The organism is Flavobacterium sp. FlaQc-30 (assembly GCF_044005885.1).
GTDB lineage: Bacteria > Bacteroidota > Bacteroidia > Flavobacteriales > Flavobacteriaceae > Flavobacterium.
Genome location: NZ_JBIPCO010000005.1, coordinates 267,305 through 283,902 on the forward strand (window position 1 = coordinate 267,305; position 16,598 = coordinate 283,902).

Sequence of the window (16,598 nt, forward strand, 5' to 3'; positions counted from 1 at the left end):
AAGTAAAAACCTTTGAACCTTTGCAACTTTGAACCTTTGTACCTAAAAACTGGCTCCCAGCCAGTTTTTTTCTATATTATACCATAGCTGTCCTTGTTTTACTTCAAGCGGACAATCAAAATTGTTGGTGTAAAGTGCTCCGGTTCCTAATCCTTGAGGCATTTTAGAATTTAAAAGAAAAGTCCATTGAGCAATTGCATTTAAGCCAATATTACTTTCTAATGCCGAAGTAATCCACCAGCCAATATTATACTTTTCGGCTAAAGTGATCCATTCTTGTGTTCCTCTAAAACCGCCGACAAAACTTGGTTTTAAAATAATGTATTGCGGTTTGATTTTTTGCAGTAATTCTTCTTTTTCTTGTAATGAAAAAACACCTATCAATTCTTCGTCTAAAGCAATAGGAAAAGGTGTTGCATTACATAAATCTGCCATTGCGGTACTATTTCCTTTTTTTATAGGTTGTTCAATACTATGAAGCTGAAATGTATTAAGTTGGTTAAGTTTATCTAAAGCTTCATTTAAAGAAAAAGCACCATTTGCATCGACTCTAATTTCGATTTGTTCTGCCGAAAAATGACTTCGGATAAACTCAAGTAATTCTAATTCTTTTTGAAAATCTATAGCACCTATTTTAAGTTTGATACAATTAAAACCATCCGCTAATTTCTCTTCAATTTGTTGTTTCATAAATGAAGCTTCACCCATCCAAACTAAGCCATTTATAGGTATTGATTTAGAATGCGACGTAAAGTTTGAAGGAAAAAGTAAATATGGATTTTCGCTTTTTAATGATAAAAAAGCCATTTCTACTCCAAATTGTATCGAAGGAAACTCTAACAAAGCTTCCCAAAGTGCAGTTTCTCCTAAATGAATATTTTCACAAGTCCATTTAAGTTTTTCCTCATAATCATCGCGATCATCAGCGCTTAAACCTCGAAGAATTCCGCATTCTCCTATTCCTTTTCTATTATCATCTTCTAAAACAATAAACCAGGTTTCTTTTTCGGTCATAATGCCTCGAGATGTCCCAGAGGGGCGCTTAAACTCGAGCATGTATTTATGGTAAGTCGCTTTCATTTCTGTTTAATCATATAAGGTATAAAAGTTCATTAAAAAAGACTAGGCTTATTAGTAAACTTAAATATCTTATATTACTTATATGGTGAAATTTTAATTGTATAGTTTTAAAACTTTCTCGAAATCTTTTGATGGCAGACCCGCTTTTTGAAAAACAGTAAAATCTTGTTTTGTTTTTTCTTTCCAGCTTACACTATCAGTTACATTTTGAGTTTGGTATTTTTTGTAAATTGCTTTGGCTTCACTATAATCATCGCTTATCAAATAAACATGAGCGAGATTTAGTTTAACTAACAATTCAGTATCATCAAGCTTTTCACCTTCTTTTAAAAATTTCAGCGCTTTTCCATATTGCTTAGTTAAAATAAAACAATAACCAATAGAACTGTAATCTAAAGCAGTGGCTTTTCCGTCGTTAATGATCGAATTTAACTTAGGAATTGCTTCGTTATATTTTTGCTGTTTTATCAATAAAGAAGCCTGTTTTCTTAAATCGCTGTAAACATTTTTAGAAATATCTTCATCTTTATAACAAGCGTTTCCAAAATCTTTGTATGCTTTGGTTTTTTCAACTGCTAATAACTTCTGAAATTCTGTATAACGATATTGTTTGATGATTTTATTTAGAATACAAACGCAAAAATCATCAGAATTTGCCATTTTTTGTGCTAATGTAGATGTTTTACATAAGCTGATAATTTCGTTTTTATTGTCTTTATCCCAACCACGACTAAGAACGGTATTAACCCACGGAACTACTTCTAATACCACTTTTTGATTTAAAAACCAGTTTTTACTTTGAAATGCAAACCAAATTGTATTTGAATTTTGGCTTAAACAAGAAGATTTATCTACAGATAAACGTTTGGCGTCTTTGCTTAAAGGTTCAGTTTGTGCGTAGCAAGCTTTATCAGTCTTACCATCTGTAATATACTTTTTTGCATCGTCATTTGAAGTAAACAAGGCGTAGGTGCAAGTATCATCTCCAGAAATTTTTGACATCAAAAAAACGGCTCCTGCAGATCCCTGACCAATTCCATAGGGATCAGGAATTGCTTTTAGTACCGAAACTAAACTATTTGCCATTTGCTGGTTTTCGTCTAAAAGAGTGATTCTGTATACAATTTCAGTAGTACCTTGAGGTAGATCTTCTATTTTAAAAGTTACTCTGTCTCCGGCAGAAACAATAAGTTCTTTAGTTGTAGCTCGCTCTTTATCCCAATAGCCGTCTTTTTGTGCAAAAACGTTAGATGAAGCTATAATTAAAATAAATAGAGCTATTTTTTTAAAATTCATTTTAGAAAATTTAGTTAAAGATTTCATGCAAATTTCAAGCCTATTTTTTAAGTATTGCGTTTATTCTCTTTTCAGCTTCTGCTTTTGTGATTCCTTCGTAATAATCTTTTACAAAAGGATGGTCAAAATCTTGATGAGGAAATATTTCTGGTCTTTCGTTTCCAGTTTTTGTTACAACTGTTGTTGGAATACTGTTTGAAAATTCATATTGTGGAATATAATTCGAAAGCCAGCCAAAATACTGGTTTTCTTCCTTTTGATCATCAAAATTTTCTAAGTAGTTTTCAAAACTTTTTTCGCTTAATGAAACCCAGAAGCCGTATTCTAAATCTTCACAATGATCATTAACTTTTTGAACTAGAACACATCTAATGAATCGATCTACTTGATCGGAATGTTTTATAACGCAAAAATCTTCATCAATTACAGCAATATCTTCTTTTTCCTGAGAAGATAGGTTGCTATAGCTGTTTGGGGCGTTATAAGTTATTGCAGGCCAGCTTTCGTGCTCTTCGCCACAGCAATCACACGTAAATTTAATATCACTCATATTTTAATAAGTGCTGTTATAATTCAATTGAGGCGCCAATTTCTAAAAGCATTAGATCTTTTCCTTTATCAAAGAATTTACGAATTGATTCTTCGTGATTAATTTCGATATAGCCAAAAGTATCAAAATGATAGCCTAGAATTTTATCGCATTCTACAAAATCAGAAGCAATAATTGCATCTTCAACATCCATTGTAAAATTATTTCCGATTGGAAGAATAGCAAGATCAAGCTTAGTTCTTAGCGGAATCAATTTCATGTCGTAAGTAAGTGCAGTATCTCCAGCTATATAAATGTTTTTATGTTCTCCTTCGATTACAAATCCGCCAGGATTTCCTCCGTAAGTACCATCAGGGAAAGAACTTGAGTGAATTGCATTGACATATTTTACTTTTCCAAAATCAAAATTCCAGCTTCCGCCATGATTCATTGGATGTGAATTAAGACCATTTTTTGCATAATAACCTGCAATTTCAGCATTTGAAACAATGACTGCATTAGTTCGTTTTGCAATACTTTCAACATCAAGAACATGATCGCCGTGAGCGTGCGTTAATAAAATATAGTCTGCTTTTAAGCTGTTGATATCGATGTGTGAAGCTTGCGGATTTCCTGTAATAAATGGATCAACAATAATGTGCTTTCCTCCTACTTCAATTCCTAAAGAAGCATGTCCGTAAAAAGTGATTTTCATTTTATGAGTGTTTTATAGTTGAACTTAATTTTATCTTCCGCCTAAAAATAGGTTAACAATTATATCTGAAATCAATGAAATCATACATACTGTTAATAATATAGAAAGTAAAAATGTGCTTAGTGCTAGTTTTTTTAATTCGGGATCTAAAAGCTTAGGGTTTTGGTTTTTATAAACCGTAATTAAATGTTTAGTTAAAGGAACATAAGCTAATAAAAACAAATATTGATCAAAGTTATAATCGCTTAAAAAGGCAAAAACTACAACTAAAATCATTGCTGTAATAATCAATGAGAAATGATAGATTTTTGCTTTTGCTCCACCAATTTGAACTACGATTGTATTTTTTCCTGATTTTCGATCTGATTCTTCATCACGCATATTATTCAGGTTTAAAACACCTACACTTAGTAAACCGATAGAAATTGCCGGAAGAATTAAAAGCGGATCAACTTCTTTTGAATACAAAAAGTTAACACCCAATGTACTTACAAGTCCAAAAAAGATGAAAACAAATACATCACCAAATCCTTTATAACCGTAAGCAGAATTACCAACTGTATAACGAATTGCTGAAACAATTGCAGCAATTCCTAAAAGCAGAAAGAATATTGAATAACCAAAATTTGATTCTCCAAAAGCAAAATAAATTAAGATAATGGCAGATAATAAAGTTAACAGCGAAGTAATTATTATTGCCTTTTTCATCGCTTGAGGCGTAATAACTCCGCTCTGAATGGCACGCTGCGGCCCTACTCGATCAGCATTATCAGTACCTTTTACACCATCTCCGTAATCATTTGCAAAATTGGATAAAACCTGTAAGCCCAAAGTGGTTAAAAGAGCAAAGCCAAAGATTTTCCAGCTAAAAACGTCAGTTGGTGTATTGATAGTTTCTGTTGGGTTTGAAAGTGCATAAATACTCCCAACTATAATTCCAGAAACCGATAAAGGTAATGTGCGCAGTCTAGCCGCTTCAATCCAATGTTTCATTTATTTTAAATTTAGATTTTAGATGGCAGATTTTAGATTGTTGGATTCTTTTTAAACACAAAAAAACTAAAATATGTAACCTAATAATAATGTTATTTTTTAATCTAGAATTTAGACGGCAGTTTCAGATTTAAACAAATTTAAAATCTGCCATCTAAATTCTTAAATTATTTATGGCAGCCATTTATTTTCGCCAAAGTTTGGTTTTCTTTTTTCTAAGAAAGCGTTTCTTCCCTCTTTTGCTTCTTCAGTCATATAAGCTAAACGAGTTGCTTCTCCTGCAAAAACCTGTTGTCCTACCATTCCGTCATCCGTTAAGTTCATAGCGAATTTCAGCATTTTGATAGACGTTGGCGATTTTTGAAGAATTTCCTGAGCCCATTCATATGCCGTAGCTTCAAGTTCATCATGAGGAATTACAGCGTTTACCATTCCCATATCCATAGCTTCTTGAGCAGAATAATTTCTTCCTAAAAAGAAAATTTCTCTCGCTTTTTTCTGTCCGACCATTTTAGCCAGATAAGCAGATCCGTATCCGCCGTCGAAACTGGTAACATCAGCATCAGTTTGTTTAAAAATAGCGTGTTCTTTACTAGCCAAAGTCATGTCGCAAACCACATGTAAACTGTGTCCGCCGCCAACTGCCCAGCCTGGAACAACTGCAATAACCACTTTTGGCATAAAACGAATTAAACGCTGTACTTCTAGGATATTTAAACGGTGCTGACCATCTTCGCCTACATAACCTTGATGTCCGCGTGCATTTTGATCACCGCCGCTGCAAAATGAATAAACTCCGTCTTTTGTCGACGGTCCTTCAGCAGAAAGTAATACTACTCCAATCGAAGTATCTTCCTGTGCATCGTAAAAAGCTTGGTATAATTCTGAAGTTGTTTTAGGTCTGAATGCATTTCTAACATTTGGTCTGTTAAAAGCAATTCTAGCAACTCCGTTACATTTTTTATAAGTTATATCTTCAAATTCTCTGGCAGTAATCCAATCCATTTCTGTTTGTTTTATTTTAAAAATTTATAGTGTAAAAATAAGCCATTTTTTAGATTTTCACCCACTGATTTTGGTTTATATAGCGGTTAACAATTTGCAGTAATGTTAACAATTAGGCTTTTTGCTCAAAAAATAACATTTTTTAACATTAGTTATAAAAAATAATAAGTAATTTTACATCCTAGAAATCAACGAGATACGATTTATTTTGTTGATACAAGATTGATTTTCTTTCACTGATTTATTAACCTAAAAAATGATTTTTTTGAGAAAATTTAAAAAATTTGTCGCTCATTTTTTTATGGTTTTTATTAGTAAACCCTTGAATAATGAGCAAATGATTTATTCATTTGTCAAGACTTCGAAAAGAAGATAGTAACACCTAAGGTTAAACACTAGAATTGTTTAAGTAATTAGTATGAAATTGATTACGAAAAGAGGAAAAGATACTAACTAAAACTTTCTATAAATTATTTTCTAAAACCAATGGATTAGCCGTGAAATTAACGTTTCGCTTTTAAGATGGATGTATTGATTGTTTAAAGACATACCTTTTCAAGAAGTAGCTTCTAAAATTTTTAAAGCTGTTATTTTTTGATCAGATTCGAATTTATTTTATTTCTGTTTTTTTTTAATTACAATTTTTTTTAAAACGAGAATAAAAAGGGAAAGGCTGCTTGTAATGAGCAGCCTTTCCTGTTATAATAAGTTTGTTTAAACTCTAAAAATAGAAATTTAAAAAAATCTAATTTTCTTTTACCAAATAAATTCCATCTTCTTTAATCTCGATAAGTTTTTCTTTGTATAAAGCTCCAATTGCTTTCTTAAAAGTTTTTTTACTCATTTTTAAGACTGTTTTAATGTCTTCAGGGTGCGAATTATCATTTAAACGTAAAAAGCCTCTATTTGCTCTTAATTCATCTAAAATTTTCTCTGCATTTGGCTCAATACTTTGATATCCTTGAACTTGCAATGCAACATCAATTTTATTGTCAGGGCGGATATTTTTAATGTATCCGCGCATTCTGTCGCCGGTTCTTATTGAATCATCGTAAACTTCATCTTTATACAACAAACCTTTGTGCTGCTCATTGATAATAACATTTATTCCTAATTCAGTAATATGCGAAACAATCAAATCAACCTCTTCTCCTTTTTCAACTGTAAGCTGATCGTTGTTTAAAAATTGGTTTAATTTACTTGAAGCTACTAAACGATTCGTTTTTTCATCTTTATAAAGGTAAACCAGATAACGCTTTCCTTTTTCCATAGGACGGGCTTGTTCTTTAAACGGAACAAGAATGTCTTTTTCCATTCCCCAATCCATAAAAGCGCCCACATTATTAATGTAATTTACTCTTAAAAGTGCAAATTCATTTAATAAAATATAAGGTTCAAGCGTAGTTGCAACTGGACGTTGTTCGTGATCTAGATAAACAAAGACAACTAGTTCTTCGCCTATTTCGAATTCATTTGGTACGTATTTGTTGGGTAATAAAATGTCGTGAATTCCTTCTGGATCTTTTTCAGGATTTCCTAAAAAAAGTCCCACTTTGGTGTCACGTAATATAGTTAGTGTATTGTATTTTCCTATTTCAATCATATTCATAAAGTTCTAAGGTGCAAATGTACGAAGTTTGAAAATGGTAATCCGAAAAATATGCGGGATAAAAAAAGAAGCGGCCATTTTATTGTAGTTTGTTGCTTTTGGTTAAATTTGAAAACTTGTAATTAATCCCAAATCAATGAAAAAGAATCTTATTTATAGTGCTTTTGCCTTTCTTCTTTTCGCGCAGGCTTCAATCTCGCAAGTTTCCGAAGACTTGGAAATAAAAAAAATGATAGGCGAAATTAAGGCCGAAAATCTTGAAGCTACCGTTCATAAATTAGTTTCGTTTGGAACTAGACATACTTTGAGCGATGCAAAGAACAAAACAAAAGGAATTGGGGCTGCGCAGCAATGGGTGAAATCTGAGTTTGATAAATTTGCGTTGGAATCTAACGGAAGATTAACTTCTGAAATTGACTATTTTACTGTTAAAGCCGATGGTAAGCGAATTAACGTAGACAGCCAGATTGGGAATGTAATGGCAACTTTAAAAGGAACTGATCCTACAGACAATCGTGTGTTGATTATCAGCGGGCATCTTGATTCACGCGTTACAGATGTTATGAATATAAAAGCCAATGCTCCTGGAGCAAATGATGATGGTTCTGGCGTTGCGGCAGTTATTGAACTTGCGAAAGTAATGAGCAAAAGATCATTTCCTGCTACTATAATATTTGTTGCTGTAACTGGCGAAGAGCAAGGTTTGATTGGAGCTCGACATCTAGCCGAAAAAGCAAAAGCACAAAACTGGAATATAGTAGCAATGCTTAATAATGACATGATTGGCAACAGCTTATCAAGCGGGACTAATTTAAGAGATAATACTCAAATTCGTGTTTTCAGTGAAACAATTCCGTATTTAGAAACTGAGGAAGAAGCAAAAATGCGTAAAGCTGTAAGTCGAGATAATGATAGTCCTTCAAGACTTTTAGCTCGATATATTAAAACTGTTACAGAACAATATGTAGATCAGCTGAAAGTAAAATTAGTATACCGAAATGATCGTTTTTTGCGTGGCGGTGATCATACTCCTTTTAGTCAAAATGGCTTTACCGCTGTTCGTTTTTGCGAAATGAATGAAAATTTTGATCATCAGCATCAAGATTTAAGAACCGAAAACAATATTAAATATGGCGATTTGCCAGAATTTATGGATTTTGATTATTTAAGAAAAAATACCTGTTCAAATTTAGCGACTTTGGCTAATCTTGCTTCATCGCCAAAAGCACCAGAAAATGTTGGAATTGAGGTTAAAAAACTTTCTAATTCATCAACTTTAATTTGGTCAGCACCAGCTGGAAAAGAACAATATGGTTATCAAATTTTAATGCGAGAAACTTCTTCTTCACATTGGGAAAAAACTTTTTTTGTAAAAGATACTCGAGCTGAAATTCCTTATTCTAAAGACAATTACTTTTTTGCTGTGCAAACCGTTGATGCTTTAGGACATGCAAGTTTGCCCGTTTTTCCAATTCCAATTAAATAAAATTAAATGATATAAAGAAAAAGCGCCTTATGGCGCTTTTTTTTTGTCTATTTATAAACACTTTCTTTTTTAAAGTGAAGCGTTAATAAGTAATAAACAACAACTCTGTACTTGTGTTTGTTAGACTTACCATATTTTTCTAAGACGGTATTTATAGCCTCATCTAATGCCTTTGTATCTGGTAAACCCAACTTTTTGATTAAAAAGTTATTTTTTACAGTGTCTAATTCTGACTGCTGGCTTCCTGCTACAGTAGAAGCATCATCATTGTATATAGATGGACCGCAGCCTATTGTTACTTTAGTCAATAAATCCATGTTCGGAGTTACTCCGCATTTTTCTTTTAAGTCTGCGGCATACTTTGCAATTAATTCTTCTCTTTTACTCATAATTATAGTTTTAAAATTGGTAATAAGTCCAAATTTAAACTAAAAAACGGATATAAAGATTAATTTTAATAAAATTTAACTTACATACTAAGTCAGCTCCTTAAAATATTGTTTTAAAACAATATCGTTCTCTCTTGTTGGAGTAAAAATTTCTAATATTCCAGGCGTATTATTTGCGCTATAAAGCAATTCTAGATTCTGTTCTAATGAAGCTGCATCATCAGCTTTAAAATAATTGCATTTATACATCGCTGCCAAATGTTCTGCAGTTAAATGATGTGAAGTTTCAAAATAGGTATTAAAAACAGGTTTTTCTTCATGTCCTGGCAAAATTCTAAATATTCCGCCGCCGCCATTGTTAATCAGAATTATTTTAAAGTTATTAGGTATATATGAGTTCCATAAAGCGTTACTATCGTATAAAAAACTAATATCGCCTGTAATAAATACATTTTGTTTAGTATTACCAACAGCTGCACCAATTGCGGTTGAAGTGCTTCCGTCAATACCACTTGTGCCACGATTACAGAATACTTCTATACTTGAATCAATATCAATTAATTGTGCGTATCGAATTGCAGAACTGTTACTGATTTGCAATTGGCTGTTTTTAGGAAGTGATTCAATAACTTTTTCAAAGACTTTAAAATCTGAAAAGGCAATTTTATCTAAATATTCTTGTTTTCGAACTTTTCGTAAAGCATAGATTTCGGTAATCCTAGAAGAATAGTCGCTAATTGTAAATTCTGTTTTTGGCAGCAAAGATTTAAAGAATTCATTTGGCTTCATAACAAAGTGTTTTGTTAAAGCACTAAAAGTATCATAAGCTCGAAGTGTATCTATATGCCAATGATTTTGAGGTTTGTACTTGCGTAAAAAACCTTTAATTCGTTTAGATACAATCATTCCGCCAAAAGTTATTAAAATATCTGGTTGAAATGCTTGAAAATCAGAATCGTCGAATGGGGTAATTAAAGTATCAATACTGTTGATAAAACTAGGATGATGCAAGTTTGAAGTCGTTTCTGTAAGAACTACGACCGAAGGATCAGCGGCTAAGTTCTCAAGAATTTTATTATCAATTGTATTGGCATCATTTACTCCTACAAGAACTAATTTTCGCTTCGCTGAATTCCAAATCGAAATAAATTCTGCTTCATTTTGGATGATTTTTGCATCTTCTGCTTCTTCTATACTTGTAATTTTTGGCTGTACAGAAAGCGTTTCAACAGTTTCATATAAAGGTTCTTCAAACGGAGCATTAATATGAACTGGTCCTTTTTGAAGAATTGCAGTTTCTATGGCTTTATTTATTTTCAAATCATTTTCAACAGAAGCTTCTTCTGTTAAATTGGCATTAAAAACAGAATGATTTTTAAAAACATTTTCTTGACGAATAGTTTGTCCGTCGCCAATATCGATTTTGCTTTGCGGGCGATCTGCAGAGATTATGATTAACGGAATCTGACTGTAAAAAGCTTCTGCTACAGCTGGATAATAATTGAGCAATGCTGAACCTGACGTGCAAATAACCGCTGTAGGTTTTTTAGTTTGCTGCGCAATTCCTAATGCGAAAAATGCAGCACAGCGTTCATCGGCAATGCTGTAACATTTGAAGTTAGAATTTTGGGCAAATCCGATAGTTAATGGTGCGTTTCGTGAACCGGGAGAAATTATAATATTGTGAATTCCTTTTGCTGAACAAATTTCGATAATGCTTTGCGCAAGCTCTATTTTGGGGTAAATCATTCTAAATAGTGTATTACTTTTTAAAGAAAATCTATTGCTTAGAATTTCTTTTACAATTACAAAGTTACAAACTTCATGCATGATTTAACTTATATTAGCAAGATATTATGACCCATTTTTAGAAAAAGGGGATATATTTGTAAATCGAACATTTTTTATAAAAACAGATCGTTTATGCGTTTCTTATATTTACTTTTTATTCTCATTTCAGTTCAGTCTATACAGGCACAAAATCAGTTTACTGTTGATGAAACGCCATATAAAACAGCGTTAGAAAGTGCTAAGACACAAAATAAGCCACTGTTTGTAATGCTTTTTGCGGATTGGTGTCCGCATTGCAACAAAATGAAAAAAGAAGTTTTCAGCGATCCAAATGTGATGACTTTTTTAAATAAAAACTATATCTGTGTTTGGAAAAATGTAGATAAAGAAGAAGGAACTGCTTTGAAAAATAAATTTAGAACTACTTCACTTCCCGCTTTTCTATTTTTAGATTCAAATGAAAATCTTTTGTATGCTTTAAAAGGCGAAATGAAAACAGCCGATTTTTTAACAGAAGCGTCTAATGCTTTGAATCCAAAATTGCAATTACCTTATTTAGAAAAACAGTTTCTAGCCGATCCAAGCAATTCTAATGCGTATTTTGCTTATTTGAATAGTTTGAAAAAAGGAAGAGATAGAAATGAAATAGCAATTCCAACACACATTTATCTTAATACACAATCAGATGCTCAATTAGTAAGTGAGACCAATTGGCGAATAATTGCAAATGGTGTAACAGATATTAATTCGAGAGAATTCCAGTACGTTTTAAAACATCAAAATGAGTTTGCAGCTGTTGCTTCTCAAAAACGTATTGATCGTAAAGTTGAAAGTATTGTGAACGAATTACTTCGTCCTTTAGTTGATAATTTAGATACTGTAAACTACTATAAACAAAGAGAAGTTGCAAAATCGATTCGATTGCAAAAAACAGATTCTCTTGTGTTTAAATTTGATTTAACATTGGCTGAACGTACCGAAAAATGGCAGTTTTACAAAAAAGTGACGCTTGAAGATACTCAAAAATTAGTGTGGAGCGATGCCAGTTTTTTGAAAGATATAGGACAGACTTATTTGAAACATATTTCTGATGCCGAAAGTTTAAAAAAATCTATTCTTTGGGTAAAACATTCTATAGAACTAAATGATTCTTATGACGGTAATTTACTTCTCGCAAGACTTTACAATAAGATAAAAGACAAAAAAACAGCACTGAAATATGCCAAAGATGCAAAAGTAATTTGTACCGAAATGACTTGGAATACCAAAGATGTTGATACTTTACTGGCCGAATTAAATTCTAAATAAATAAAAAAATAAAAGCAAATTTGCTTCGTGAGTTTGCTTTTGCTTGAATCACAAATTAGTTTTTGTGATTTGAATTTTCAAAAAACTACCAAAACATGGCACTTATTCTTAGACCTGCAATAAAAAAGGATTTAGAAAAAATTCTTGAAATTGTAAATCATTCTATCCTGCATACAACAGCAAATTATAGTTACGATATTCAAACTATTGAAGTACAAACAAAATGGTTTGAAGATAAGAAAACTAAAAACCTTCCAATTGTCGTGGCTGAGTTAGACAATGAAGTAGTTGGTTTTGGAAGTTACGGACAGTTTAGGGAGAAAATTGGTTATCAATACACTGTCGAACATTCTGTATATGTAGTGGATAATGTGATTGGAAAAGGTGTAGGTTCAAAATTGCTTACAGAACTTATTCGATTGGCCAAAGAACAAGGTTTTCATGTAATGATTGGTGCAATCGACGCAGAGAATGAAGGAAGTATTGCTTTTCATGAAAAATTTGGTTTTGTGGCAACCGGTACAATTCGCGAAGTTGGATATAAATTTGATCACTGGCTTGATTTGGTTTTTATGCAATTAATCTTGAAATAATTTTAAAATGAATTCAAACCCTCCAATACAAAAAGGATATCTTCAAGTTAATAATTTACATGAAATCTATTATGAGGTTTGCGGTACAGGAGAGCCCTATTTGTTTGTTCATGGAGGTCCAGGTGCTGGTTTTTCAGAAAGTGATAAACGCTTTTTTGATTTTAAAAAACATAAAGTTGTTTTCTTTGATCAAAGAGGAGCTTCAAAGAGTAAACCATTTGCGAGTATAGAAGATAATACGACTCAAGATTTGGTTAATGATATAAATGCACTTTTATCTCATCTTAATATTGAAAAAATAAACGTTTTTGGTGGTTCATGGGGAACAGCGTTAAGTCTTGTATTTGCAATTCAGAATCCTGAAAAAGTAAAAAGTCTTTTGCTAAGAGGTGTTTTTCTAGCAGATCAAAAAACAATTTACCACTTTTTAGGAGGAGCTCTTAATAAACAGTATCCTGCAGAATGGCAAAGGTTTAAAAAAAATGTTCCTGCTGATACTTCACTAAGTATTTCAGAATATTATTTAGATCAGATGCTGAATGGAACTCTCGAAAATAGAGATTTTTACTGTTATGAATGGGCTTATTATGAAATTTCTATTTTTATAAAAGGAATTAAAGCAAATGAAATCGATGCCATTATTCAACAATTTCCATATCAGTCTTTAAGCATTATGGAGGCTCATTATTTGAGTAATAATTGTTTCTTAGAAAATGATTACATAGTTGATAATCTAAGAATTATTGAAGATATTCCAATTACTATAATACATGGAGAATATGATGCAATCTGTCCCGTTGAGTTTGCACAGGAAATTCACAGTAACTTAAAAAAATCTGTTTTATATATTGAAAATGCAGGTCATTCAGATTCTGAACCTGCCATTGAAAAAAGAATCATAAGTGTATTAAATCAATAATTTTAAGAAAGGTAAAGAAGACTCTGCTCCTATGCACCTTTGCTTCTTTGTACCTTAAAAAAAAGCTCCAAATTCGAATAATTCAAATTTGGAGCTTTTTTTTCAGAGTGTTTTTTAACTCTTAATCCATTTAATGATTTCAGGATCAGTTGGAAGTGTTTTTGGTTTAATAACCTTTACCAATTCTCCTTTTTCATTGATCAAATATTTTTGAAAATTCCATTCTACTTCAGAATCTTGCAAACCATTTTTAGATTTTTGAGTCAGGAATTTGTAAATTTCACACATATCATCTCCTTTTACCGAAACTTTATTCATCATTGGAAAAGTTACGCCATAATTTTGCTGGCAAAACGTTTCGATTTCTTTGTTTGTTCCTGGTTCTTGTGACGCAAAATTGTTTGCTGGAAAACCTACAATTACAAATCCTTTATCTTTATATTCTTTGTAGATTGCTTCTAGATCTTTGTACTGCGGCGTTAACCCACATTTTGAAGCCGTGTTTACAATCATGACTTTTTTGCCTTTTAAAGACGCAAAATCAAAGGTATCACCTGATAAATCTTCTACTTTAAATTGGTAAATGTTTTCTTTTGCCATGACATCTTTTTTAGGTTTATGGCTCGTTTGAGCCTGAATTTGCGGAGCTATCATAAATAAAGCGCTGCAAACTAAAATTGCTATATTTTTCATTGTTTAATTTTTTATAAAATTAGTCAAAATCTGTTTTGCAGTATATTTTTGGAGTCTTTATTTTTTATTAAACATACGTTAAATAAAAAATTGAAGCCTAGCGTTAATCAGACGCTAGGCTTCCCCCCATACAAACAAATCAAACCATGAATTTATTTTTAAATGCTTTTATATCTTTCTAAAATTATAGTTGATGCCTCGGTTATAGTAAAAATTATTTTTTCAATCTTAATCACTAAATTTTCTTTCTATGGCGTTTATATGTAGATTGTTTTATTTACTGTTTTTGTGATTACTTTTTTGCTTTAATAATTTTTGATTGGAAGTCCGAAGACATCAACTATCTTATTTTTTATTGTATTTCTTTACTTTCTTTGTTCCAATTTTTTTCAATTTCTTTTCTAAAATCACTTTCACCGTAATTCTGTAAAGCCAAAACTGTTGTTAAACCCACAATTAATATTTTAAATCTATTTACACTTATCATAGAACTTTAGTTTTGTAAGATTTACATTCTGTTTATTTCAGTCTGAATATTATTTTTTTTTGAGTATGAATACTTAAAAATTACTCTTAAGTACTTTAGCATCAATTCAAAATAAAGAAAACTGCTATTTCACTTGAAATTTTTTACATGTTATAATAGCATTTACGTAATTGGTTCACTTTTGGTTTTAAAAAAGTAAAAAAAAATTACATTTTTTTTGAAACTCCTTATTTTTCTAGGTTTAAGACTGTTAAAAAAAATGAAATTTTGACAAAAAAATAAATTATCTTTATCTCAGGTTACAGATAATATTTACTAATTTTTTGTTTAAACTTTAAAAATCCAAATCTATGAGTCAAGAAGAATTATTAGTTTTAATTTACAAGAAAGACGAAAGAGCTTTTACACATTTGTACGATATGTACGCCAAAAGTTTGTTCTCGGTCATACATGTTTTAATAAAAAACCGTGAAGAAGCAGAAGATGTCTTGCAGGAAGTCTTTATAAAAATCTGGAAAAACATCGATTCTTACAGTGAAAGCAAAGGTCGATTTTATACGTGGATTCTTAATATTGCCAGAAATGCATCTGTAGATCAGCTTCGTTCAAAGAATTTTAACAACACACAAAAAAACCTTTCATCCGATAATTTCGTAAATCTGTTAGACGACAGTAATAAACTCCTTGACAAAATTGACACAATTGGAATTCAGGAATTTGTCAAAAAACTGAAACCAAAGTGTATTGCAATCATCGATTTATTATTTTTTAAAGGATATACCCAACAAGAAGCTTCTGAAGAATTGGCATTGCCGCTGGGAACTATCAAAACTCAAAACAGAAACTGTATTAACGACTTACGTAATTATCTAAAAATCTAATGGAAGCACAAGAATATATAGACTCAGGAATTCTAGAACTTTATGTTTATGGTTTATTAACCGAAACGGAGAATTTAGAAATAGCCGAAATGGCAAAAAAAAGCCCAGAAGTTGAAAAGGAAATTATCTCGATAGAAAAAGCAATTGTTGCTTTGTCTTCAAGCTTCTCTCCTTTCCACTCTGTTGCTAATTTCGAAAAAATAAAAGCACGTTTAGAGCTTAAACACGGTAAAGTAGTCGAAATGAAACCTGCTTCAAACTGGACACAATATGTGGGCTGGGCTGCTGCTGCATTGTTATTGTTAGGTTTTGGTTATCAGACTTTAGAGCTTACAAAAACAAAAGAAGCGATTACTACTGTTGGAACAGAGAAAAGTAAAATCGAGAAAGAGTATGCTTTCTTAGGTGAGCAAAATAAAGAGATCACCAAGAGTTTAACCATCGTGAGAGATATTAAAAACACTGGTGTAACACTTGGAGGTCAAGCTGTTTCGCCAACATCTTTTGCAAAAGTATATTGGAATAAAGATACTAAAACGACTTATATTGATGCCGCTGGATTACCAGAACCGCCTAAAGGAATGGTGTATCAAGTTTGGGCATTAAAACTAAGTCCTGTACTTACGCCAACGAGTATTGGTTTATTGAGTGATTTTGAAGGAAATTCACAAAAAATATTTGCTGTTGATCGTACAAATGAAGCCGAAGCTTTTGGAATTACTCTTGAGCCTGCCGGCGGAAGCTTAACTCCAACAATGACACAATTGTATACTTTAGGAAAAGTTTAAAATTTAACTTATCATAAAACTCAAAACGCATATTAC

Annotated in this window: 17 protein-coding genes; 6 read left to right on the plus strand and 11 right to left on the minus strand. The window is 31.8% G+C overall.

The annotated features are described in order from the left end of the window. Nucleotides 1–42: 42 nt before the first annotated feature. The 7 genes from ACHRV0_RS13395 to ACHRV0_RS13425 form a co-directional block, all read right to left on the minus strand. The gene (locus tag ACHRV0_RS13395) at nt 43–1,080 is read right to left on the minus strand and encodes an o-succinylbenzoate synthase (RefSeq protein ID WP_395441175.1); all 1,038 of its coding nucleotides are present in this window, start codon (nt 1,078–1,080) and stop codon (nt 43–45) included. 93 nt (nt 1,081–1,173) lie between these two features. Beyond that, a complete protein-coding gene (locus tag ACHRV0_RS13400) occupies nt 1,174–2,376 on the minus strand; it encodes a tetratricopeptide repeat protein (protein ID WP_395441176.1) in 1,203 nt (400 codons plus the stop codon). Between the two features lie 40 nt (nt 2,377–2,416). After that, nucleotides 2,417–2,926 carry a DUF2199 domain-containing protein gene (locus ACHRV0_RS13405; protein ID WP_395441177.1) on the minus strand — a complete coding sequence of 170 codons (510 nt, stop codon included), beginning with the start codon at nt 2,924–2,926 and terminating at the stop codon, nt 2,417–2,419. A gap of 16 nt (nt 2,927–2,942) precedes the next feature. Continuing rightward, nucleotides 2,943–3,620 (minus strand): metal-dependent hydrolase, encoded by a 678-nt coding sequence (locus ACHRV0_RS13410; protein ID WP_129056144.1) that lies wholly within the window; start codon nt 3,618–3,620, stop codon nt 2,943–2,945. Between the two features lie 30 nt (nt 3,621–3,650). Beyond that, on the minus strand, nt 3,651–4,613 hold the full coding sequence (menA, locus tag ACHRV0_RS13415) for a 1,4-dihydroxy-2-naphthoate octaprenyltransferase (protein ID WP_395441178.1): 963 nt from the start codon (nt 4,611–4,613) through the stop codon (nt 3,651–3,653). Nucleotides 4,614–4,784: 171 nt separating this feature from the next. Further along, the gene (locus tag ACHRV0_RS13420) at nt 4,785–5,618 is read right to left on the minus strand and encodes a 1,4-dihydroxy-2-naphthoyl-CoA synthase (RefSeq protein WP_017498510.1); all 834 of its coding nucleotides are present in this window, start codon (nt 5,616–5,618) and stop codon (nt 4,785–4,787) included. Nucleotides 5,619–6,363: 745 nt separating this feature from the next. Beyond that, a complete protein-coding gene (locus ACHRV0_RS13425; protein ID WP_089055719.1) occupies nt 6,364–7,221 on the minus strand; it encodes a S1 RNA-binding domain-containing protein in 858 nt (285 codons plus the stop codon). A gap of 142 nt (nt 7,222–7,363) precedes the next feature. Between ACHRV0_RS13425 and ACHRV0_RS13430 the strand changes: the two genes are divergently transcribed. Continuing rightward, nucleotides 7,364–8,713: a M20/M25/M40 family metallo-hydrolase gene (locus ACHRV0_RS13430; protein WP_129026202.1), complete on the plus strand. Its 1,350-nt coding sequence runs from the start codon at nt 7,364–7,366 to the stop codon at nt 8,711–8,713. Nucleotides 8,714–8,760: 47 nt separating this feature from the next. Here ACHRV0_RS13430 and ACHRV0_RS13435 read toward each other — a convergent pair whose 3' ends face one another. Further along, complete coding sequence (locus ACHRV0_RS13435) at nt 8,761–9,102, minus strand: DUF2853 family protein (protein WP_129026204.1); 342 nt, start codon at nt 9,100–9,102, stop codon at nt 8,761–8,763. Between the two features lie 87 nt (nt 9,103–9,189). Continuing rightward, the gene (gene menD / locus ACHRV0_RS13440) at nt 9,190–10,851 is read right to left on the minus strand and encodes a 2-succinyl-5-enolpyruvyl-6-hydroxy-3-cyclohexene-1-carboxylic-acid synthase (RefSeq protein WP_395441276.1); all 1,662 of its coding nucleotides are present in this window, start codon (nt 10,849–10,851) and stop codon (nt 9,190–9,192) included. 174 nt (nt 10,852–11,025) lie between these two features. Here menD and ACHRV0_RS13445 point away from each other — a divergent pair, with 174 nt between their 5' ends. The 3 genes from ACHRV0_RS13445 to pip all read left to right on the plus strand — a co-directional run bounded on the left by ACHRV0_RS13445 (nt 11,026) and on the right by pip (nt 13,713). Beyond that, the gene (locus ACHRV0_RS13445) at nt 11,026–12,201 is read left to right on the plus strand and encodes a thioredoxin family protein (RefSeq protein WP_395441179.1); all 1,176 of its coding nucleotides are present in this window, start codon (nt 11,026–11,028) and stop codon (nt 12,199–12,201) included. Between the two features lie 95 nt (nt 12,202–12,296). Then, nucleotides 12,297–12,794 (plus strand): GNAT family N-acetyltransferase, encoded by a 498-nt coding sequence (locus ACHRV0_RS13450; RefSeq protein ID WP_395441180.1) that lies wholly within the window; start codon nt 12,297–12,299, stop codon nt 12,792–12,794. A 7-nt stretch (nt 12,795–12,801) separates the two neighbouring features. Further along, entirely contained in the window at nt 12,802–13,713 is a 912-nt protein-coding gene (gene pip / locus ACHRV0_RS13455; protein WP_395441181.1) for a prolyl aminopeptidase, read from the plus strand. Nucleotides 13,714–13,827: 114 nt separating this feature from the next. Here the strand turns inward: pip and ACHRV0_RS13460 are convergent, their stop codons facing one another. Further along, the gene (locus tag ACHRV0_RS13460; RefSeq protein WP_395441182.1) at nt 13,828–14,406 is read right to left on the minus strand and encodes a glutathione peroxidase; all 579 of its coding nucleotides are present in this window, start codon (nt 14,404–14,406) and stop codon (nt 13,828–13,830) included. A 352-nt stretch (nt 14,407–14,758) separates the two neighbouring features. Then, nucleotides 14,759–14,893, minus strand: a complete 135-nt coding sequence (locus ACHRV0_RS13465; RefSeq protein WP_395441183.1) for a hypothetical protein — start codon at nt 14,891–14,893, stop codon at nt 14,759–14,761. A gap of 350 nt (nt 14,894–15,243) precedes the next feature. Here ACHRV0_RS13465 and ACHRV0_RS13470 point away from each other — a divergent pair, with 350 nt between their 5' ends. Together ACHRV0_RS13470 and ACHRV0_RS13475 are read left to right on the plus strand one after the other, a co-directional pair. Next, entirely contained in the window at nt 15,244–15,774 is a 531-nt protein-coding gene (locus ACHRV0_RS13470; protein ID WP_395441184.1) for an RNA polymerase sigma factor, read from the plus strand. Then, nucleotides 15,774–16,562, plus strand: coding sequence for an anti-sigma factor domain-containing protein (locus ACHRV0_RS13475; protein WP_395412321.1), 789 nt, complete (start codon nt 15,774–15,776; stop codon nt 16,560–16,562). Before ACHRV0_RS13470 ends, ACHRV0_RS13475 begins: the two co-directional genes overlap by 1 nt. Nucleotides 16,563–16,598: the final 36 nt, after the last annotated feature.